Raw genomic sequence first — 20,651 nt, forward strand, 5'->3', positions numbered from 1 at the left:
CGTGTACCTCGCGGACGGCCGCACCACCTCCACGACCGCCGGTCCGGGTGCGCGCCCGGGCCGGCCGGTCCGGGCCGCCGTGCCCGCGACCGTACTCGTCCTGGGCACCGTCAGCCTGATCACCGACGTCTCCTCGGAGATGGTCACCGCGGTCCTGCCCCTGTACCTCGTCGCCGAACTCGGGCTGTCACCGCTCGGGTTCGGACTGCTGGACGGGGTGTACAACGGCGTGAGCGCGCTGGTGCGGCTGATCGGCGGGCGGGCGTCGGACCGCGGCCGGGGCGGCGGCCACAAGGCGGTCGCGGCCCTCGGCTACGGGCTCTCCGCCCTGTGCAAGCCGCTGCTGCTGACGGTCCACACCCTGCCGCTGATCGGTGCGGTGCTGGCCGTGGACCGCACCGGGAAGGGCCTGCGCACCGCACCCCGCGACGCGCTGATCTCGCTCTCCTGCGAACCGGCCGCCCGGGGGCGGGCGTTCGGTGTGCACCGGGCGATGGACACCGCGGGCGCACTGCTCGGCCCGCTGGTCGCCTTCCTCGTGCTGCGCGCCGCCGCCGGCGGCTACGACGCGGTGTTCACGGTCAGCGGCTGTGTGGCCGCGCTCGGCGTGGCCGTACTGCTGCTCTTCGTCCCCGGCCGCGCCCGGACCGGTGGGCCCCGGCCCGACCGGGAATCCGGCGCGGCGCTGCGACCCCTGCTGCGCAGCCCCGCGGTGCGCCGCCTGACCTGCTGTGCCGTCCTGCTCGGCCTGACCACGGTCAGCGACTCCTTCCTCTACCTCACCCTCCAGCGCCGACTCGACCTGTCCGAGGGGTGGTTCCCGATGCTGCCGCTGGGCACCGCCGCCGCCTTCCTGCTGCTGGCCGTGCCGCTGGGGGCGCTCGCCGACCGGGTCGGCCGCCGTCGGCTGTTCCTCCTCGGCCACCTCGCCCTGCTCTGCGCCTACGGGCTGCTGCTCGCCCCGCTCGGCGCGTCCCCGGTGCTGAGCTGTTGCGTGCTCGCCCTGCACGGCGGCTTCTACGCCGCCACGGACGGCGTACTGGCCGCCGCCACCGCCGATGCGGTGCCCGAGGAGCTGCGCGGCAGCGGGCTGGCGGTCGTGCAGACCGGTCAGGCGGCGGCACGCTTCGGGTGCTCGATCGCGTTCGGCGCGGCCTGGACCGCATGGGGCGACCGCTGGGCCCTGGGCCTGGCCGCCGGCGGCCTCGCGTTCGCCGCCGCCCTCAGCGCCGGGCTGCTCGGCCGTGTCCCGGCAGCCCCCGCCAGCCCTTCGGAGCCCGTCATATGAACCGCACCGCCCGCCTCGTGGTCCTGCTCGTCACCGCCCTCGTCCTCGGCGGCATCGCGGTCGGGGCCACCCTGCACGCCGCCGGGCGCGCCGCCGAGAAGGACCGCCAGCAGGCCGGCGGGCCCGCGGTCACCCCCGGGCGGGTACGTCTCGACGACCCGCATCGCGCGCTCTTCCGGAACATGGCGTGGGGCCCGCACCGGGACGAGATCACCGCCGTCCCGGACGATCGGCTCGCCGGTCCGCGCACCTCCTCCGGAGTCCGCTGTCTGCGCTTCCACGCGTCCGCCGGTACCGGCGTCTGCCTCCGGGCCGTGCACGGTCAACTCCGCGACACCTACCGCGCGGTGGTCCTCGACGACCGACTGCGCGAACGGCGCCACTACGAGCTGGCCGGCACCCCCACCCGCGCCCGGGTCTCCCCCAGCGGACGCACCGTCGCCTGGACGGTCTTCGTCAGCGGCGACTCCTACGCCGGGACCGCCTTCTCCACCCGTACCTCCGTGCTCGACACCCGCTCCTGGCACCTCGACGCCAACCTGGAGACCTATGCGCTGTCCATCGACGGACGGCGCGTCCACACTGCCGACATCAACGTCTGGGGCGTCACCTTCGCCGACGACGACCACTTCTACGCCACCGTCGCCACCGGCGGAAGGACCTACCTCGTCCGCGGCGACCGGACCGCCAGGACCCTGCGGGCCCTGCACCGCAACGTCGAATGCCCCTCGCTCTCCCCCGACGGCACCCGGATCGCGTACAAGAAGCGTGTCGCGGGCGCCGATCCGGACGCTCCCTGGCGGCTGTACGTCCTCGACCTGCGCACCCTGCGCGAGACCGCCACCGGCGAGCACCGCAACATCGACGACCAGGCCGTCTGGCGCGACGACCACACCCTGGTCTACTCCCTGCCCGGCGACTACGGCTCCGACCTGTGGACCGTCCCCTCCGACGGCACCGGCACCCCGCACCGCCTCGTCGGCGCCGCGCTCGCCCCCGCCTTCATCCGCTAGGGTCGATCCCGCCGTCCGCCGGCCGTCCGTCGCCATCCGCCGTGGTCGTCACATCCCCCTCCCCCACCGCGACCAGCAGTTGCAGGGGCAGTTCGCGGCCGCCCTGCCCCACCCCGACACCGATCCAGCGGCCCTGCACCCGCCAGCCGTGCATCCGGGGCACATAGCCGCACAGCGTGTCCAGCGGGGGCCGGACCGGCAGGCCCATCGCCGTCCGCTCCAGGGACGCGGTGAGATCGACGGTTTCCGGCGCGCCCCACCGTAAGGAGAGCCCCTGCACCAGGGCCGCCAGCCCGGCCGCGAACTCCTCCTCGGCCTCCGCGACCTCGGCGCAGTCCGCGTCCCAGAACGAGGCGCTGACCCGCAGGGCGGCTATGTGGAAGCCCGGCCCGCTCTCGGCCAGCGCGGACCGGCTCCGCTCGGTCGGAAAGGCGCGGCGGCGCCACTGGTCGATGGCCGTCAGCTGTTCGTCTGGCGTCATGTCCTCAGTAAACCGGCCGGGTCTGACAATTGACCCTCCGTCGCGGGCGCCCGGCGCCCCGCGGTCGGCGAGCGTGCTCCCCCGCGCGGGGGAGGTGCCCGCCGGTGGGCCGCTGGCACGATGACGGCGTGTCCTCCTCGCTCTCCGCCGTGCTCCGCCCGCTCACCCGGGCCGTCACCTACACCCGCTGGCTGCACCTTCTGATCGCCACGGTGGCCGGGGTCCTGACCGGCTTCCTGCGCAGCGAGGCGCTCTACTCGGGCGCCTGGGTATGGCTGTGGTACGTGGTGCTGCCCGTGCCGCTGCTCCTGCTGGCGGCGCTGATTCCGGCGGTGCGACGGGTCGAGGGCCTCCAGGCCCAGCTGCTGCTGGTACCGGGCCCGCACGGCCCCGAGGAGCGCGCCACGTCCGGGATCTCCACCTCCCCTTCGGCATCCTGGCGCGACCGTGGCCGGACCGCCGGATGGCTGTTGCTGCGGCTCACGACGGGTGTCGCCCTGACCGCGCTCACCGTCCAACTCCCCTTTCTGTCCGTCGCGTTCGCCCGGGCCGCGGTGGGGCTGCGCACACACCTCAGGGACCTGCCGTCGATCGACGCGCCGCACTGGTGGTACGGCCTGCTGGTGCCGCTCCCGTTGGTGGTGCTGCTGGCCGTCGTGGTCGCGGCCGGCTCACTGACGGCTGCGGCCGCGCGGCGCCTGCTGGGTCCCTCGGCGGCCGAACGGCTGGCCACCCTGGAGGCGCGTACCGAGCGGATGCTGGAACACAACAGGCTCGCCCAGGAGTTGCACGACTCGATCGGCCATGCGCTGACCGTCACCGTCGTCCAGGCGGGCGCGGCCCGCGCGGCCGGTTCGGCGGAGTTCACCGACCGGGCGCTGGCCGCGATCGAGGAGACCGGGCGGCAGGCGCTGGACGACCTGGAGCGGGCGCTGCGGCTGCTGCGCGAGGACGCCCCCCGCCCCGCCGACCGGCCGACCCTCACCGACGCCGCACGCCTGCTGGAGTCGGCCCGTGCCGCCGGCTCGCAGGTACGCGCCGAGCTGAGCGGCCCCCTGGACGCACTGCCCGGTCCGGTGTCGCGGGAGGGGTACCGCATGGTGCAGGAGGCGCTCACCAACGTGCTCCGGCACGCGGGCCCGGTGCCGGTGTCCGTACGCATCGCCGCCGCCGACGACGCCCTCGAACTGGACGTCCGCAACCCCCTGCCCCGTACGCCCGCGCCGCGCGGCGCCGCCGGCCGCGGTCTGCGGGGCATCCGCGAACGGGCCACGCTGCTCGGCGGCGAGGCCACGACGGGGCCGGGGGACGACGGCGAGTGGCGGGTGTACGCCCGGCTTCCGCTCGGGCCGGGTGGTGCCGCGCCGACCTCGCTGAAACGACGGGCCCCAAGGGCTTGCAGGGAATCACGCGGTTGCTTCCCTGCAAGCCCATAGGCTGACCCCGTGCCGATATCCGTCCTCCTCGTCGACGACGAACCGCTGGTCCGCGCCGGGCTGCGGGCCGTCCTGGAAACCCAGCCCGACATCGAGGTGGCGGGCGAGGCGGCCGACGGCGCCGTGGTCGTCCCGCTGGTGCGGCAGCTGCGGCCGGACGTGATCGCCATGGACGTGCGGATGCCGCTGCTGGACGGCATCGAGGCGACCCGCGCGGTGTTGCGCTCGGTCGACGAGCCGCCCCGCATCCTGGTCATCACCACCTTCGAGGACGACGACTACGTCTACGAGGCGTTGCGTGCGGGCGCGGACGGCTTCCTGCTCAAGCGCGCCCGGCCGGCGGAGATCGTGCACGCGGTGCGGCTCGTGGCCGAGGGCGGATCGCTGCTGCTGCCGGCCGCGCTGCGGGCCAGGGCGGCCGGCCGCCGCAACGAGCGGGCCCGTGCGGACCTGGAACGGGCCGGGCTCACCGAGCGGGAGCAGCAGGTGCTGCGGCTGATGTCCCGGGGGCTGTCCAACGCGGAGATCGCCGCTGACCTCGTCCTCGGCGCGGAGACCGTGAAGACGCACGTCAGCTCGGTGTTGGGGAAGTTGGGGGCCCGTGACCGTACCCAGGCCGTGATCGCCGCGTACGAGTCGGGGTTCGTCGCGCCGGGCTGACCGGACGGCCCCTCCGGGGCTCGCCGCGCACCCTCTGACCGGCTACGATCCGCCACACACGCGAAGCGAGGGAGACGGACGTTGGGGCGGCTCACCGGCGGGGACCCCTCCCTGCTGCGACGGATCAACTCCGCGGTGGTGCTGCATGCGCTGCGCGCCGCGGACTCGCCCACGCTCACCCACCTCGTCCAGGTGACGGGCCTGTCCCGGCCCACCGTCGAGGGTGTGGTGGAGGGGCTCATCGAGACCGGTCTGGTGGTCGAGGTGCCCGCCGAGGAGGGGGAGACCCGCCGTCAGGGCCGCCCGGCGCGCCGGTTCCGGTTCCGTACCGAGGCCGGGCACCTGCTGGGCGTCGCCATCGGCCCGCACCGCGTCTCCGCGCTGCTGGCCGATCTGAGCGGCCGGGTGGTGGACACCGGGCAGCGCGCCGTGGAGGAAGCCGCGCGGGCCGACGAGCGGCTGGACCGGGTCCGTACGGTGGTGGCGGATCTGCTGCGGCGGGCGGGCGTCCCGCGCAGTTCGCTGCGGGCCGTCGGGGTGGCCACGCCCGGCATCGTGGAGGCGGACGGCACGGTGCGGCTGGGCACGGCGCTGCCCGATTGGACGGGCCTGCCGCTGGGCGACCGGCTGCGGCGGTCGTTCCGCTGCCCGGTGCTGGTGGAGAACGACGCCAACGCCGCGGTGGTCGCCGAGCACTGGCAGGGCGCGGCGGCCGGCTCGGACGATGTCGTCTTCGTCCTCGCCGGGCTGAGTCCCGGAGCGGGTTCGCTGATCGGCGGTCGGCTGCACCGCGGGTTCGGCGGGGCGGCGGGCGAGATCGGCGCGTTGCACCTGCTGGGTCGCGAGGCCCGGCCCGAGAAGTTGCTGTCGACGACCGGACAGCCACTGCAACCCCTCGACGAGGAGCAGGTCGCCGCGGTGTTCGCGGCGGCGCGGGACGGTGATGCCCGGGCCCGGGACGCGGTGGACCGTTTCATCCAGCGGCTGGTGCACGACGTCGCGGCCCTGGTGCTGGCGCTCGACCCCGAGCTGGTGGTGATCGGCGGCTGGGCGGCCGGGCTGGCGGGCGTCCTTACGCCGCTGCGCCGGGAGTTGGCGCGCTACTGCCTTCGGCCCCCGCAGGTCGCGCTGTCGCAGCTGGGCGAGGCGGCGGCGGCCACCGGCGCGCTGCGGCTGGCCCTCGACCATGTGGAGGGCGAACTCTTCGCGGTGGAGGGCACGGTGACGTCCCGCCGCTGACCGGGCCGGCTTCCACAGCGCTGCGGCCCGTGCCGGGGGAATCCCTCCGGGACGGGCCGTGGCGACAGCGGTGGGGGTGGCGCAGGCGCCGGGGGATGCGGCTTGACCTCCGTGGCCGCGCGGTGCGCGCAGGGGCGGGACCTGGAGCCTTCCCTATGTGTCAAGGGCCGGAAAGGCCGTTGACTCGGCCCTGACCCTCGGGCAGGGCCTAGCCGGCCAGCAGCGGCATCGCCGTGCTCTCGCCGAAGGTCAGCCGGCAGGTGTCCGCGCGGTACGTGGACACCGCCACCGCGGTCGTTCGGCCGCCGGAGACATAGCGGGTCGTCACGACCAGGACGGGCGCGCCGGGCAGCCGGTCCAGCTGCTTGGCGTCCTCGGCGCGGGCCGAGCCGAGCTCCACGGTGCGGTCCTGGCCGTCCAGTTCGCGCTCCTGCAACTCGCGCAGGACGGCGCGGGCGCGGGCCGGGCCACCGAGGGGGTCCGCGTCGGCACAGCCGGGGACCGCGGCCGCCGGTACGTACAGCAGCTCGGCGGCGACGGGCTGCCCCTGGGAGACCCGGCTGCGGCGCACCACGTGCACCCGCTCGTCGGGAGCTGTCTCCAGCAGGCGGGCCACCGCGGGCGGCACCGAGTCGCTCTCGACCGCGTCGATCGGCTGCCAGTCGTCGCCGGGGGCGCCGGGCCAGGTGTGCCGGGCGGGGTCGACCGCCACGCCGACCCGCGGCGGGGCGACCGTGGTGCCGACGCCACGGCGGCGTTGGAGTCGACCCTCCAACTCCAGCTGTTCGAGGGCCTGTCGCAGCGTGGCGCGGGCGACGCCGAACCGGGCCGCCAGCTCACGCTCGTTGGGCAGAATCTCACCGACCGCGAACTCCGAGTCCAGCGCGTCGCTGAGCACGGTCTTGAGGTGCCAGTACTTCGGTTCCGGCACCGTTTCGAGCTGCGTGGTCCCCACCCTGTCCTCCGCACTGGCCGTTGCCCCGCGGGGCACGCCCCCGTCGACCCCGGACCCGCCCGCGGGGCCCGTTGCGTCGCGGGCCCGCCCGGGCGTCCGTTTATGAGCGCTTCTTTATTAAAGGTTGTTGCAGTATCCCGAAGATATGGCCGCCCCCACCCTTGGTCAAGACCAATCCCGCATCCGATTGGCTACCCTCTCGACCATGCTCACCATGCTCCACACCTCGCCCGTCCATGTCCCGGTCTTCGACGCGCTGCGCGACGAGGAGGCGCCCGGTCTGGCGCTGCGTCACCTGGTCCGCCCCGAACTCCTGGACCGGGCAAGGGCACAGGGGCCCGACGCCGTCCGGCAGGAGGTCTCCGCGACGCTCGTGGCGGCAGCGGCCGACGGGGCGCGGGCCGCTCTCTGCACCTGTTCGACGCTCGGTTCGGTCGCCGAGACGGCCGGCGCGGCGCTGGGTCTGCCCACCCTGCGGGTGGACCGCCCGATGGCCGCGGCGGCGGTCGCCGCGGGACCACGGATCGCGGTGCTCGCCGCCCTGGAGAGCACCCTCGCGCCCACCGGGGAGCTGCTCGCCGAGGAGGCCGAACGGGCCGGGCACGCGATCGACGTGCGGACGGTGCTGGTGCCGGGCGCCTGGGAGCGGTTCGAGGCCGGTGACACCGAGGGGTATCTGGCGGTGGTCGACGACGCGGCGCGACGGGTGCGGGACGCCGACGTGCTGGTCCTGGCGCAGGCGTCCATGGCGCCCGTCGCGGGCCGTCCGGGCCTGCCGGTTCCGGCGCTGGCGAGCCCGCGCCCGGGCCTGCGGGCCGCGGCTCAGCTGGCGGCCAGCGACACCAGCTTCTCGGGGTTGCGCACGATGTAGACCGTCTGGATCCTGCCGTCCTGGACGTCGAGCTGGAGGACGGAGTCCGGTACGCCGCCGCGGTGCACCAACAGGGCGATACCGCCGTTGAGTTCGAGGAGCGTGTACTCCATGGCCGGCTCCGGGTTCTTGGTGACGGCGAGGAGGAAACGGGCGACCTTGTCGGGGGTTTCGATGATCCGCAGCGGGGCCTTGGCCTTCCCTCCGCTGTCCCCGACCAGCCGGGCGTCCGACGCCAGCAGGCTCAGCAGCCCGTCCAGGTCGTCGCCGGCCGCCGCGGCCATGAACCGCTCGGTCAGGTCGCGCTGCCGGTCCGGGTCGACCTCGAAGCGCGGCTTGCCCTCCTGCACGTGCCGCCGGGCCCGGCCCGCCAGTTGGCGCACCGCGGCCTCACTGCGCTCCAGGGCCGCGGCGATCTCCGCGTACGGGTAGCCGAAGGCCTCGCGGAGCACGAACACGGCGCGCTCCAGCGGGGAGAGCGACTCCAGGACGACGAGCACGGCGAGGGTGATGGACTCGGCGAAGACCGCCTGGTCGGCGGTGTCCGGCGCGCTACCGGCGAAGTCGGTCGCCAGGGGCTCCGGCAGCCAGGGCCCCACATAGGACTCGCGCCGCGACTGGACCTGCCGCAGCCGGTCGATCGCCAACCGGGTGGTGATCCGCACGAGGAAGGCACGGGGCTCCCGTACCTCCGTCCGGTCCGCGCCCGACCAGCGCAGCCAGGCGTCCTGTAGCACGTCCTCGGCGTCGGCCACCCGGCCGAGCATGCGATAGGCCACCCCGAACAGTACGGGTCGGTGCGCTTCGAAGACGTCGGTCGCGGTTTCCTCCAACACCCCTCCATCCCACCCGGCCGTCCCCGCGTTGTCCAGCGGAAACGGCGGAGTGCGACGTGCGCCACCAACGGGGCTTCAGGAGTTGGACCAGTCCCGCCGCGACAGCACCAGCCGGTACCCGTCCGGGTCCTCCAGGGTGACGCCCCACTCGTCCCAGTACGGGTTGTACGCCGCAACGCGCTTTCCGCCACACCGCTCCAGCCGCTCGACCAGCTCCGCCGGCACCTCCTCGCCCAGGTAGAGGACGAGCAGATCGTCCGCCGTCGGGGAGGGTTGGAGGGTTCCGGTCGGGTCGAGGGTCAGCTCCAGGTGCCACTGGGCGTCCGGCCAGCCGAGCATGAGCAGGGCGTGCTCGGTGCCCTCGGTGGCGTGCCGGAACAGCTCCGTCAGGCCGAGCCCCTGCTTCCAGAAGCGTTCGGCCGCGGCCAGGTCGCGGGACGGGCGGGCGATGCGGAGGTGGGCGGAACCGTTGGCCGGCACGGGGTGTCACCTTTCTCGGAGCCACCGTTCCGGTGGCGTGTACCGAGACCGTAAACGGCCCGGTGACGTCCTGGCGATCGGTCGATGGTCTTGCGACCATGGCCCGGTCCCGGTGGGACTCCGGGCCCACGACCCCGGCCCGGCGCGGTCCGAACGGGCCGGTGTTCACCGTCCGTTCGACCCCGCGGCACCGAACACCGATACGAACGGGTCATACCGAACTCGGTCACGGCATGGAGGTTTGAGATGGCTCAGGGATCCGGCGGCTTCGGACGGCGCTCGCTGTTGCAGGGCGCCGCGGCGGGTTCCGCGGCGCTGGCGCTGCCCGCCCTGGCTGCCGCGGCACCGGCGCAGGCCCGCAGCGGACGGCCGCGGGCCGACTGGGGCGTACAGGTCGGGGACGTGACGACGTCGTCGGGCCTGGTGTGGGTGCGGTCCGACCGGCCGGCCCGGATGGTGGTGCAGACCTCGGCGACCGAGTCGTTCCGCGATGCGGGGACCACGCGGACGTGGCGCGGTCCGGTGCTCGGGGCGGGGACGGACTTCACCGGCGTCACGGCGCTGCACGGTCTGCCGGCGGGCGAGCAGATCCACTACCGGGTGCTGCTGGCCGACCCGGACGACCCCCGCCGGGCCGGCGAGCCGGTGTCGGGGACGTTCCGCACCGCTCCGGACGGCCGGCGCACGCCCGACGGCACCTCGCGCAGCGGTGGCGGGCAGCGGGCGGACGTGCGCTTCCACTGGTCGGGCGACCTGGCCGGGCAGGGCTGGGGCATCAACCCCGAGCGCGGCGGCTACCGCATCTACGAGGACATGCGGCGCCGGAACCCGGACTTCTTCCTGTGCAGCGGCGACAACATCTACGCGGACAACCCGATCACCGACACGGTGACCCTGCCGGACGGCCGGATCTGGCGGAACGTCACGACCGAGGAGAAGGCGAAGGTCGCCGAGACGCTCGCGGAGTTCCGCGGCGCCTTCCGGTACAACCTGCTGGACGACAACCTGCGCCGGTTCAACGCGCAGGTGCCCACGATCATCCAGTGGGACGACCACGAGGTGCACAACAACTGGTACCCGGGGCAGCTGCTGGAGGACGCCCGGTACACGGAGAAGAGCGCGGACGTCCTGTCCGCGCGCTCGCTGCGCGCCTTCAGCGAGTACTTCCCGATCCGTACGCTGCGGCCGGACGGGCGCGGCCGGGTCTACCGCGTGGTGCACCACGGCCCGCTGCTCGACGTCTTCGTGCTGGACATGCGCCGCTACCGCAACGCCAATTCACCCGACCGGCAGACCGAGGACCCGCAGGGCATCCTCGGCGCCGAGCAGTTGCGCTGGCTCAAGCGGGAGCTGTCCCGTTCGCGCGCGGTGTGGAAGGTGATCGCCTCCGACATGCCGCTGGGGCTGGTCGTCCCGGACGGCAAGACCGACTTCGAGGCGGTGGCACAGGGCGACCCGGGCGCGCCGCTGGGCCGCGAGCTCCAGCTGGCCGACCTGCTGCGGCACATCAAGCACGACCGGATCACCGGCACCCTGTGGCTGACGACGGACGTCCACTACACGTCGGCGCAGCACTACGCACCGGAGCGGGCCGCATTCGGGGACTTCGAGCCGTTCTGGGAGTTCGTCTCCGGGCCGTTGAACGCGGGCGGGTTCCAGGCCGTGAAACTCGATGGAACGTTCGGTCCCGAGCAGGCGTTCATCAAGGCGCCGGACCGTGCCAACACCTCCCCGGCGGAGAGTCCGCAGAACTTCGGCGAGATCGACATCGACGGAGCAAGCGGGGAGCTGACGGTGCGGCTGCGTCAGGAGGGCGGAGAGGTGTTGTTCAGCAAGGTGCTCCAACCGGGACGGGTGGGACAGTAGGGGCCAATGCATCGATTGCGTCTTTTACCCGTCGGACACAATGTGTTGGCGATCAGGCAACACCCGTCGGCGAGGCTGTGTGCATGACTCAAACGTCCTCTGCCCGTTCCACCCGCCGCCACCACTGGCGCCGGGACGTCGTCGAGCTGGCCGCCCTGTTCACGGCCGTGGCGGTGGCCGACGCCGCCGCCAACACCGTCGCGCACGGCCCGTCGGGCCCCATACTGTTGTGCGCCGCGGCGGTGGCCCTGCTGGCCACGGCGGCGTTCCACGTCTGGTGGTCACGACGGTACGAGAAAAACGCCCCGCCGCCGATCGATACCGGCGCCACGGCACCGTCCCCCGCCGCCCCGGCCCCCGCGGCCGGCCGCCAGGAGACGGTGCTGTGGCGGATGCGGACCACGGTCCGTGACGAGCCGGGCAGCCTGGCCACGCTGTGCACGGCGCTGGCCGCCCGGCAGGTGGACATACTGAGCCTCCAGACCCACCCGCTGTCCGAGGGCACGGTCGACGAGTTCCTGCTGCGGGCGCCGGGGTCGCTGGCGCCCGCGGAGCTGACCCGCACGGTGGCCGGTGCGGGCGGCACCCACAGCTGGCTGGAGCGCGCCGATGCGCACGACCTCGTGGACGCCCCGACCCGGATGCTCGGGCTGGCGACCCGTACCGCCCTCGACTCCGCCGAACTCCCCCTGGCTCTGCGACAGTTGCTGGGCCGCTGCACGATCCGCTCGGTGCCCGCCCGCTCGCTGACGGGTCAGCCGCTCGCCGAGCCGGTGCCCGCCGAGGGAGTGCTGGAGGAGCATGTGATGAAGTTCCGCGACCCCTCCGGGGGCTCCCTGACCATCGAAAGGCCGCAGTTGCCGTTCACCCCCACCGAGTTCGCCCGGGTCCGCGCGCTCGTCGAGCTGGATGCCCGGCTCGGCCAGCGGGTGCCGCCGCGCCGCGATGTGCTCACGCTGCCGGAGGGCGACGAGATCACCGTCCGCCGCGCCGACACCTCCGACCTGGCCGCGGCCCGTGAGATGCACGACCGCTGCTCGCCGCAGACCCTCGCGCTGCGCTACCACGGCCCGGTCGGGGACGCGGACCGCTACCTGGGGCACCTGCTCAGCCCGCGGTTCGGCCGCACCCTGGCGGTGGAGACCGCGTCCGGCCGGCTGGTGGCGCTCGGCCACCTGCTGTGGGACGGCGACGAGACCGAGGTGGCACTGCTGGTCGAGGACGCCTGGCAGCAGCGCGGCATCGGCGCGGAGCTGCTGCGCCGGCTGGTGACGATGGCGGCGGAGACCGGCTGCGCCAGCGTGTACGCGATCACCCAGGCCTCCAACACGGGCATGGTGGCGGCGATGCGCGGCCTCGGGCTGCCGCTCGACTACCAGATCGAGGAGGGCACGCTGGTGATCACCGCCCGTCCGGCGGGCGTACCGGTCCGGCAGGAGTCCCGGGAGACGCTCCGCGTCCAGGACGGCACCGGCCGCCGTTGAGCACGGCCCCGGTCGCGACCCCGATCCGCGGCCGGCCGGTCGGGCGTTCCGACGCCCGACCGGCCGCCGGGTAAGGCAATGGCGTCGTAAAGCGACAGGAACGTACGGCCTCTTGATGGTGACGTGACCGGGTGATCCGTACGAGGATGGCCCGCATGTCCAACACCACTACTTCCGGGGGCGGCCAGCTGCCCCGTCAGGTCGCCGACGCCTACGTCGACGCCCTCGTCGACCTGGACCCCATCACCGGCACCTTCCTCGGCATCCCCGAGAGCTCCGGCCGGCTCCCCGACTTCTCGCCGACGGGCCAGGAAGCGGTGGCCCAACTCGCCCGCAGGACACTGGAGGAGCTCACCGCGGCCGAGGCCCGGCCGGGCGCGGACAGCCCCGCCGAGCGGATCTGCGCACGGCTGCTGCGGGAGCGGCTGACCGCCGAACTGGCCGTGCACGAGGCCGGCGAAGGGCTGCGCACGGTCAGCAACCTCAGTTCACCGCTGCACCACGTCCGCGAGGTCTTCACGCTCACCCCCGCCGAGACCGAAGAGGACTGGGCGGCGATCGCCCAGCGGCTGCGGGCCGTCCCGGCCGCGCTGGAGGGCTACCGCGCCGCGCTGGACGCCGGCCGGAAGCAGGACCTCCCCGCCGGACCGCTCCAAGTAGCCACCGTCATCGGTCAGTTGGACGAGTGGATCGGCACCGACCGCAGCTGGTTCGCCGAGTTCACCGACCCCAGCCCGGACGCGCTGCGCGCCGAGCTGACCGAGGCCGCCGCGGTGGCGACCGGCGCCCTGGTGGAGCTGCGCGACTGGTTCCGGGACAGCTACGCACCGGCCATCGCCGGCGCACCGGACGTCGTGGGCCGGGAGCGCTACGCCCGGCTGGCCCGCTACTACAACGGCTCCGACCTCGACCCGGACGAGGCGTATGCGTACGGCTGGTCCGAGTTCCATCGGCTGCTGGCCGAGATGGAGAGCGAGGCGCAGAAGGTCCTGCCCGGAGCGAAGTCCCCGTGGGAGGCGCTGGCCTGGTGCGACGAGCACGGCGAGGCGGTCGAGGGCGTCGAGGAGACCCGGCAGTGGCTACAGTCGCTGATGGACGAGGCCATCGAGGCGCTGGACGGCACCCACTTCGACCTGGCCGAGCGGGTGCGCCGGGTGGAGTCGCGGATCGCCCCGCCCGGTAGCGCCGCAGCGCCGTACTACACCCAGCCGTCGCTGGACTTCTCCCGCCCCGGCCGCACCTGGCTGCCGACCATGGGCGAGACCCGCTTCCCGGCGTACGACCTGGTCTCGACCTGGTACCACGAGGGAGTGCCGGGCCACCACCTCCAGCTGGCACAGTGGGTCCACGTCGCCGACCGGCTCTCGCGCTACCAGACGACGGTGGGCATCGTCAGTGCCAACGCCGAGGGCTGGGCGCTGTACGCCGAGCGCCTCATGGACGAGCTGGGCTTCCTGACCACCGCCGAGCGACGGCTCGGCTACCTGGACGCCCAGATGATGCGCGCCGTCCGGGTCATCATCGACATCGGCATGCACCTGGAGCTGGAGATCCCGGCGGACTCCCCCTTCCACCCGGGTGAGCGCTGGACACCGCAGCTGGCCCACGAGTTCTTCGCCCGGCACAGCAGCCGCCCGGCCGACTTCGTCGAGAGTGAGATCGTCCGCTATCAGGGCATGGCGGGCCAGGCGATCGGCTACAAGCTCGGCGAGCGGGTCTGGCTCCGGGGCCGGGAGGCGGCCCGCGCCCGGCACGGCGCGGACTTCGACCTCAAGGCCTGGCACATGGCGGCGCTGTCCCAGGGGTCGCTGGGCCTGGACGATCTGCTGAGCGAGCTGTCGGCACTCTGACCATGGCCCCGCTCGACGGCGGCCGGCCGCGACCGCAGGGTGTTGTGGCCGGCCGCCGCCGTTCCGTAGGGTCCGCTGACATGACAGGGGACCTCGCGGCGGACCGGCCGCTCTTTCTGCTCTCCGGAGACCCGCTGCGCCCCCGGCGCACCGATCCGCACTTCGCGGCCGAGGCCGCCGCGGCACAGGCCGCCGGCGCGCGGACCGCGGTACTCGGCCACGAGGCGCTGCTCGCCGGGGACGCGACCGCGGCCGTCGCCCACGTCCCGCGCGATGCCGGACCGGTCTGGTACCGCGGCTGGATGCTGCCGGCCGACCGCTACGCCGCGCTGGCCGCGGCGCTCTCCGACCGCGGCTGCCGCCTGCTGACCTCCCCCGCCGCCTATCGCACCGCCCATGAGCTCCCCGGCTGGTACGGCGCCTTCCGCGCGCTCACCCCGCACAGCGCCTGGCTCCCCTGCCCGCCCGGCCGGCCGCCGACGGCCGCGGCGCTCGCCCGGCTCGCCGAGCCGTTCGGCCCTCCGGGGGCGCGCCGGCCGCTCGTCGTCAAGGACTGGGTCAAGTCCCGCAAGCACGAATGGGACGAGGCGTCCTACGTCCCGGACGCCTCGGACACCCGCCGCCTGGCCGCGGTCGTCGGCCGCTTCGTCGCCCTCCAGGAGGAGTTCCTGACCGGCGGTGTGGTGCTGCGCGCCTTCGAGGACTTCGACCGGGCGGTGGGCGAGGCACGGGTGTGGTGGGTGGACGGCGAGCCGGTGCTGACCGGCCCGCACCCCGACGCTCCGGGCCTGCGCCCCACCCCCGACCTCACCCATATCGCCCCGGCCGTACGGGAGTTGGGCGCCCGCTTCGTCACCACGGATCTGGCGCTGCGCAGCGACGGGGTCTGGCGGGTGGTGGAGGTCGGCGACGGCCAGGTCAGCGGGCTGCCGGCGGGGGTGGACCATCGGCCGCTGTTCGAGGCGCTGGTCACCGCGGGCGCTGGCTATCCGCTGACCCTGACGGCCGGCCGGGTGGCCCTGCGCGCCCTGCTGCCGGCCGTCGCGGCCCGGGTCGCGGACGGCGAGGCCGCCGGCTTCGACTGGATCGACGGCGGACCGCCGGAGACCACCTCGGGCGGCGCCGGCATCGCCGTCCACGCGGCCGCGGCCGGCCGCTACCGTCCCGGCTGGGGCGTCTTCGTCCTGACCGACGCGGCGGCCGGCACGGCGCTGGGCAGCATCGGCTTCCACGGCCCACCGGACGACACCGGCTTCGTGGAGATCGGCTACGACCTCTCCCCGTCCGCCCGCGGCGCCGGCTGGGCCACCGACGCGGCCCGGCTGCTGTCCGGCTGGGCGGCCGCCCACCCCGAGGTGCGGACGGTGTGCGCGCTGACCGAGCCGGAGAACCTCCCGTCGCAGCGCGTCCTAACGCGGGCCGGCTTCCGGTTCGTCGGGGACCGCGAGGGCCTGCGCGCCTACGAGATCGACGCCTCCGCCCCGCCCGGGACTCCCCCCGTCGGCGTCAACGCCCCGTGCGGCTCGCCGTCCGCGTAACCGGAGCCCACGGGGCCGGGGTTGGCGGTGCTGCCGGGCCGGCCGTGTTGCCGGGCTGGCGGTGTCACCGGCGGGCTCACCCCGGTACGCGGTGCCGGACCGTCGAGCCCGACCGGTCCTTGACGACCTCCAACTGGGCCGGGATGCGTGTCTTGAGGTCCGCGACGTGGCTGACGATGCCGACGCTGCGGTCGCGTTCGCGCAGCGCGTCGAGGACGTCCAGCACCTCGTCGAGGGTCTGTTCGTCCAGGCTGCCGAAGCCCTCGTCGATGAAGAGGGTGTCCAGCCGGGTGCCGCCCGCCTCGTCGGTGACGACGTCGGCGAGGCCGAGCGCCAGCGCGAGCGAGGCGAAGAAGGTCTCGCCGCCGGAGAGGCTGGCGGTGTCCCGCTCGTGGCCGGTCCAGGCGTCGATGACGTGCAGTCCGAGGCCGGAGCGTCGGGCACCGCCGGCCCGTTCGTCGGAGTGGACCAGGGTGTAGCGGCCGGCGGACATCCGGTGCAGCCGGAGGCTGGCGGCCGCCGCGACCTGTTCGAGCCGGGCGGCGAGGACGTACGACTCCAGGCGCATCCGCCGTTCGTTCTCGGTGGAGGTGCCGGAGGCGAGTGCGGCGAGCCGGGCGATCCGGTCGTGGGCGGCGCGCAGCGGGGCCAGTCGACGGGCGTCGGCCTCGGCCCGGGCCGAGAGCCGGTCGAGTGCGGCACAGCGTTCCCGGGCGGTGGCGTGGGTCGTCGAGGTCGCGCGCAGCCGCTCCGCCGCGGACCGGTGCGCCGCGTACGCCGCCTCCGGGTCGGCGGGCGGCAGCGCTGCCGCGGCCCGCGCCTCGGGGTCCGCCAACTCGGCGGCCACCGCGGCCGATTCGGCCTGCCAGTCGTCGAGCCGCTGCTGCAACGCCCGCCAGGCGTCGTCCCGCAGCAGCGCCTCGGCGGCGGCCTGCGGGGTGTCGAATCCGGCGCGGTAGGCGGCGTCGGACGCCCCGGCGTCGGCCTCCTTGAGCCGCTCGGCGCAGGCCGTGGCCGTACGGGACGCCTCGGCCGCGGCGGCGAGCAGCGCCACCTGTCGCTCCAGCCGGTCGGCCCGTTCGGCGACGGTGCCGTCGCGCCCCCGGGCCCGGGTCAACTCCTTGTCCAGGGCGGCCCGTTCACGGTCGAGCGCCTCGCGCCGGGAGGTGCGGGCGGCGGCCCGGCGGTCGGCCTGCTGCTGTTCGGCGAGCCGTCGCTGGTACTCCTGCTCGGCGCGGTCGAGCGCCTCGCGGGCGGCGTGGAGGTCCGCGCCGCCCGCATGGTCGCGGGCCAGGTCGGTGCGCAACTCCGCTACCTGGGCGGCGAGTTCGTCGACCGGGCGGTCGCCGGCCGTGGCGACGGCCGCGGCCAGCGCCTCCTTGGCCGACTGGCAGTGCGACTCGGCCTGCTGCCGGGCCTCCTCGGCGCGGCGGTGTGCGGCGAGCGCGGCCTCCTCGGTGGCCCGGTCCACGTGGCCGGACCCGGCCCGGGCCGGGTCCGGGTGCTCGGTCGCGCCGCACACCGCGCACGGCCGGCCCTCGCGCAGCCCGGCCGCGAGCTCGGCGGCGATGCCGCGCAGCCGGCGGTCCTTGAGGTCGAGCCAGTGCTCGCGGGCCGCCGCCGAGCGCTCCCTGGCGGCGAGCGACTCCGCTTCCAGCGCCCGCAGTTCCTCGTCGAGCCGGTCCCGTCGGCGGGCCGCCGCGAGGCGTTCCTCGGCCGGTTCGATCCGGGCGCCGAGCCGTTCGGCGCGGGTCGCCGCCTCCTGGGCGGTCTCGATGCGCTGCTGGTGGGCGCGGCGGGCGTCGTCCCATGCGGCGAGCCACTCGGCGGCGTCGAGCAGCGTCTGCTCGTCGGCCCGCGCCTCGTGGTCGAGGGCGGCCCGTTCCCGGCCGATGTCGGCGGCCCGCCGCTCGGCCCGCCGGGCCGCCCCGAGCGATCCCAGCTCCTCCCTCAACGTCCGTTCCATCGCGGCGAGGTGGTCGCCCTCGGCGTCTGCGAGGTCGCACCGCAGCGGGCTGCGGTGCTGCCGCTCGGCGCGCTGCGCGGCGTCCAACTCGCGCCAGGCGGCGTCCCGCAGGGCGAGCGCGGGCGCCACCTCGGCGGCCGCTCGTGCCCGGGCCAGCCGCTCGCGGGTGCGCTCCCGCTCCTCGGCGTACCCGTCGAGACGGGCGGCCCGGCGGCGGGCGTCCGCGTACCGCTCCTGGAGGCGGTGCCGCTCGCGGGCCTGGGCCAGTCGCTGCGCCGCGCCCTGTTCGGCCTCCTCGGCGGCCCGCACCGCGGCCCGCGCGATCTCCAGGCGCTCCCGTGCGGTCACCCGGGCGAGCGCCGCTCCGACCAGCACCGCGCCGGCGAACCCCGGGCTCCCCGGTCCGGGTGCCGCCGGTCGTTCGGTGCCGGAGCCGGCAGCCCCGGCGCGGCCGCCCCGCCGCGCACCGCCGGTCTGCCCCGGCACGGTGGCGACCACCGTCCCCGTGGCCGATGCCGGCGCCGATGCGGTCGCCGTCGTCCGATCCGCCGCCGTCCGGTGGCTCCCCCGGGCCGCTCCGCCGCGGGCCGGCGCCGGCACCGTCGGGCCGGTGGTCTCCCCCGCCCCCACGACGTCCGCGAGGTCGGCGAGGTCGGCGCTCCCGCCGGCCGCCTCGGCCATCCGGTGGGCCAGCGCCAGCAGCTGCTCGTCACCGGCGGCGACCTGGTCGGCGGCGGCCCTGCGGCGCGCGTTCAGCTGCTCTTCGAGCGCGGCGAACCGGCGGGTGTCGAAGAGCCGCCCCAGCAGCCGGGCGCGGGCCTCCGCATCGGCCCGCAGGAAGCGCGCGAAGTCCCCCTGCGGCAGCAGGACCACCTGGCAGAACTGCTCCTTGCTCATCCCGAGCAGCTGCCCGATCTCCTCACCGATCTCCTGGTGCGACCGGCTGAGCGCCTTCCACTCGCCCGCGCCGCCGGCGGCGGGCAGCGTGAACTCCCGGAGCCGGCTCTGCGCCTTCTCCTTCGTCGTCCCGCTGCCCCGCTTCTTGGGGCGGGCCTGCTCGGGCAGCCGGGTGATCTCCAATCGCCGCTCGCCCACGGTCAGTTCGAGCACGACCTCGGTGAGGGTGTGCGGGTCCGCGAGATCGCTGCGCAGCGCCTGGCCGCTCTGCCGCGCCCCGGGCACCGACCCGTACAGCGCGAAGCACACCGCGTCCAGGACCGAGGTCTTGCCCGCGCCGGTCGGCCCGTGCAGCAGGAACAGCCCGTCGCCCGCGAGCCGGTCGAAGTCGACGGTCTGGGTGTCGGCGAACGGCCCGAAGGCGGTCACCGCCAGCCGGTGCAGCCTCATCGCGTCCCCTCCGCCACCACTTCGTCGAGGCGCACCTCGTCGATGGCCGAGCGCAGTTCGGCCCGCTCCTGCTCGTCGGCCGCGCGGCCGGACCGTACGTGTTCCACGAAGTCCTCGGCGATCTCCTGGTCGCTGCGCCCGCGCAGCCGCTGGGCGTACGAGGCCAGCGAGCGGGCGGGTCCCTCGTCGGGTTCGAAGACCAGGCTGAGGACGTGCGGGAAGCGCCGGGCCAGCCGGGCCATCGGCTCGTGCGGGCGGGTCGGGTCGGTGAGCGTCGCCTCCACCCAGGAGTCCTCGTGCCGGGCCAGCGCCGGGTCGTCCAGCAACCGTTCCAGCCGCCCCCGGATGCGGGCCAGCGGTCGCGGCACCGGGCAGTCCACCCGCTCGGCCCGCACCGCGCCGTCCGCGTCGAGGTCGACCAGCCACGACGACTTGCGGTGGTCGGCCTCGGAGAACGAGTACGCCAGCGGCGATCCGGAGTAGCGGATCCGCTCGGTCAGGGTCTGGCAGCCGTGCAGATGGCCGAGGGCGGCGTAGTCCACGCCGTCGAAGACGGCCGTGGGGACGGAGGCGACCCCGCCGACGGTGATGTCGCGCTCGCTGTCGCTGACCGAGCCGCCGGTGACGAAGGCGTGCGCCAGCACCACCGACCGCGTCCCCTCCGGACGCTCCGCCAGGTCGGCCCGTACCCGGTCCATCGCCGCGCCCAGTACCGCCGTGTGGTCGGCCCGCGGCGCGCCGAGGGTGTCGCGCACCATGGCCGGCTCCAGGTACGGCAGTCCGTAGAGGGCGACCGGGCCGTGCGCGTCGGTGAGCAGGACGGGGGTGCCGCAGCCGGCCGGGTCGGTCCGCAGGTGGATCCCGGCCCGCTCCATCAGCCCGGCGCCGACGCCGAGGCGGCGGGCGGAGTCGTGGTTGCCGGAGATCATGACGGTCGGCACACCGAGGTCCGCGAGCCGGTGCAGTGCGTCGTCGAAGAGCTCGACGGCGGCAAGCGGCGGCACCGCCCGGTCGTAGACGTCGCCGGCGACCACTACCGCGTCGATCTCCCGGTCGCGCACCGTCGCGACGAGGTGGTCGAGGAAGGTCCGCTGGGCGGTGAGCAGGTTCACACGGTGAAAGGACCGCCCGAGGTGCCAGTCAGAGGTGTGCAGAAATCTCAACTATCCGCTCCGACCTGCACCTTTTCCCCTCCGAGAGCCCGCTGGCCGACGATCCGACGCCGCTCCGGCACCGTGCGGCGCCCGGCGCTCACCGCACCGGCTGCCGGCCGCACCGCCCGACGCGGATCTCATTCTTGCACCCATGCCGGGTGATCTCGGTGGTGGTCACCGTGTCGGT

General features: G+C 74.9%; 16 protein-coding genes. 10 read left to right on the forward strand and 6 right to left on the reverse strand.

Annotated elements, in window-relative coordinates; all coding sequences use genetic code 11:
• Position 1 precedes the first annotated feature (1 nt).
• Complete coding sequence (locus AB0C96_RS32590) at positions 2 to 1,288, forward strand: MFS transporter (protein ID WP_362922449.1); 1,287 nt, start codon at positions 2 to 4, stop codon at positions 1,286 to 1,288.
• Entirely contained in the window at positions 1,285 to 2,301 is a 1,017-nt protein-coding gene (locus AB0C96_RS32595; RefSeq protein ID WP_362922451.1) for a TolB-like translocation protein, read from the forward strand. Before AB0C96_RS32590 ends, AB0C96_RS32595 begins: the two co-directional genes overlap by 4 nt.
• On the opposite strand, the gene AB0C96_RS32600 is transcribed toward AB0C96_RS32595, so the two are convergent.
• On the reverse strand, positions 2,291 to 2,782 hold the full coding sequence (locus AB0C96_RS32600; RefSeq protein ID WP_362922452.1) for a hypothetical protein: 492 nt from the start codon (positions 2,780 to 2,782) through the stop codon (positions 2,291 to 2,293). The genes AB0C96_RS32595 and AB0C96_RS32600 overlap by 11 nt on opposite strands.
• A 128-nt stretch (positions 2,783 to 2,910) precedes the next feature.
• Here AB0C96_RS32600 and AB0C96_RS32605 point away from each other — a divergent pair, with 128 nt between their 5' ends.
• From AB0C96_RS32605 to AB0C96_RS32615, 3 genes are all read left to right on the forward strand, one after another.
• Positions 2,911 to 4,218 (forward strand): histidine kinase, encoded by a 1,308-nt coding sequence (locus AB0C96_RS32605; RefSeq protein WP_362922454.1) that lies wholly within the window; start codon positions 2,911 to 2,913, stop codon positions 4,216 to 4,218.
• A 9-nt stretch (positions 4,219 to 4,227) separates the two neighbouring features.
• Positions 4,228 to 4,878: a response regulator transcription factor gene (locus AB0C96_RS32610; RefSeq protein ID WP_362922456.1), complete on the forward strand. Its 651-nt coding sequence runs from the start codon at positions 4,228 to 4,230 to the stop codon at positions 4,876 to 4,878.
• An 81-nt stretch (positions 4,879 to 4,959) separates the two neighbouring features.
• Positions 4,960 to 6,117, forward strand: a complete 1,158-nt coding sequence (locus tag AB0C96_RS32615; protein WP_362922458.1) for an ROK family transcriptional regulator — start codon at positions 4,960 to 4,962, stop codon at positions 6,115 to 6,117.
• Between the two features lie 208 nt (positions 6,118 to 6,325).
• On the opposite strand, the gene AB0C96_RS32620 is transcribed toward AB0C96_RS32615, so the two are convergent.
• A complete protein-coding gene (locus AB0C96_RS32620; RefSeq protein WP_362922459.1) occupies positions 6,326 to 7,072 on the reverse strand; it encodes a GntR family transcriptional regulator in 747 nt (248 codons plus the stop codon).
• A gap of 205 nt (positions 7,073 to 7,277) precedes the next feature.
• Between AB0C96_RS32620 and AB0C96_RS32625 the strand changes: the two genes are divergently transcribed.
• Positions 7,278 to 7,943 (forward strand): aspartate/glutamate racemase family protein, encoded by a 666-nt coding sequence (locus tag AB0C96_RS32625; RefSeq protein WP_362922461.1) that lies wholly within the window; start codon positions 7,278 to 7,280, stop codon positions 7,941 to 7,943.
• Here AB0C96_RS32625 and AB0C96_RS32630 read toward each other — a convergent pair.
• A complete protein-coding gene (locus AB0C96_RS32630) occupies positions 7,895 to 8,779 on the reverse strand; it encodes an RNA polymerase sigma-70 factor (protein ID WP_362922463.1) in 885 nt (294 codons plus the stop codon). The genes AB0C96_RS32625 and AB0C96_RS32630 overlap by 49 nt on opposite strands.
• Before the next feature lie 75 nt (positions 8,780 to 8,854).
• Complete coding sequence (locus AB0C96_RS32635) at positions 8,855 to 9,259, reverse strand: VOC family protein (protein WP_362922465.1); 405 nt, start codon at positions 9,257 to 9,259, stop codon at positions 8,855 to 8,857.
• A gap of 246 nt (positions 9,260 to 9,505) precedes the next feature.
• Between AB0C96_RS32635 and AB0C96_RS32640 the strand changes: the two genes are divergently transcribed.
• The 4 genes from AB0C96_RS32640 to AB0C96_RS32655 all read left to right on the forward strand — a co-directional run bounded on the left by AB0C96_RS32640 (position 9,506) and on the right by AB0C96_RS32655 (position 15,997).
• Complete coding sequence (locus AB0C96_RS32640; RefSeq protein WP_362922466.1) at positions 9,506 to 11,125, forward strand: alkaline phosphatase D family protein; 1,620 nt, start codon at positions 9,506 to 9,508, stop codon at positions 11,123 to 11,125.
• 83 nt (positions 11,126 to 11,208) lie between these two features.
• On the forward strand, positions 11,209 to 12,609 hold the full coding sequence (locus tag AB0C96_RS32645) for a GNAT family N-acetyltransferase (protein ID WP_362922468.1): 1,401 nt from the start codon (positions 11,209 to 11,211) through the stop codon (positions 12,607 to 12,609).
• 155 nt (positions 12,610 to 12,764) lie between these two features.
• A complete protein-coding gene (locus tag AB0C96_RS32650; RefSeq protein ID WP_362922469.1) occupies positions 12,765 to 14,459 on the forward strand; it encodes a DUF885 domain-containing protein in 1,695 nt (564 codons plus the stop codon).
• Between the two features lie 80 nt (positions 14,460 to 14,539).
• Entirely contained in the window at positions 14,540 to 15,997 is a 1,458-nt protein-coding gene (locus AB0C96_RS32655) for a GNAT family N-acetyltransferase (RefSeq protein ID WP_362922471.1), read from the forward strand.
• A 76-nt stretch (positions 15,998 to 16,073) separates the two neighbouring features.
• On the opposite strand, the gene AB0C96_RS32660 is transcribed toward AB0C96_RS32655, so the two are convergent.
• Both AB0C96_RS32660 and AB0C96_RS32665 read right to left on the reverse strand, forming a co-directional pair.
• On the reverse strand, positions 16,074 to 19,310 hold the full coding sequence (locus tag AB0C96_RS32660) for an SMC family ATPase (RefSeq protein ID WP_362922472.1): 3,237 nt from the start codon (positions 19,308 to 19,310) through the stop codon (positions 16,074 to 16,076).
• Positions 19,307 to 20,473 (reverse strand): exonuclease SbcCD subunit D, encoded by a 1,167-nt coding sequence (locus AB0C96_RS32665; RefSeq protein WP_362922474.1) that lies wholly within the window; start codon positions 20,471 to 20,473, stop codon positions 19,307 to 19,309. Before AB0C96_RS32665 ends, AB0C96_RS32660 begins: the two co-directional genes overlap by 4 nt.
• Positions 20,474 to 20,651 lie beyond the last annotated feature (178 nt).

The sequence above is a fragment of the Streptomyces sp. NPDC048506 genome (assembly GCF_040651315.1).
Lineage (GTDB): Bacteria > Actinomycetota > Actinomycetes > Streptomycetales > Streptomycetaceae > Streptomyces.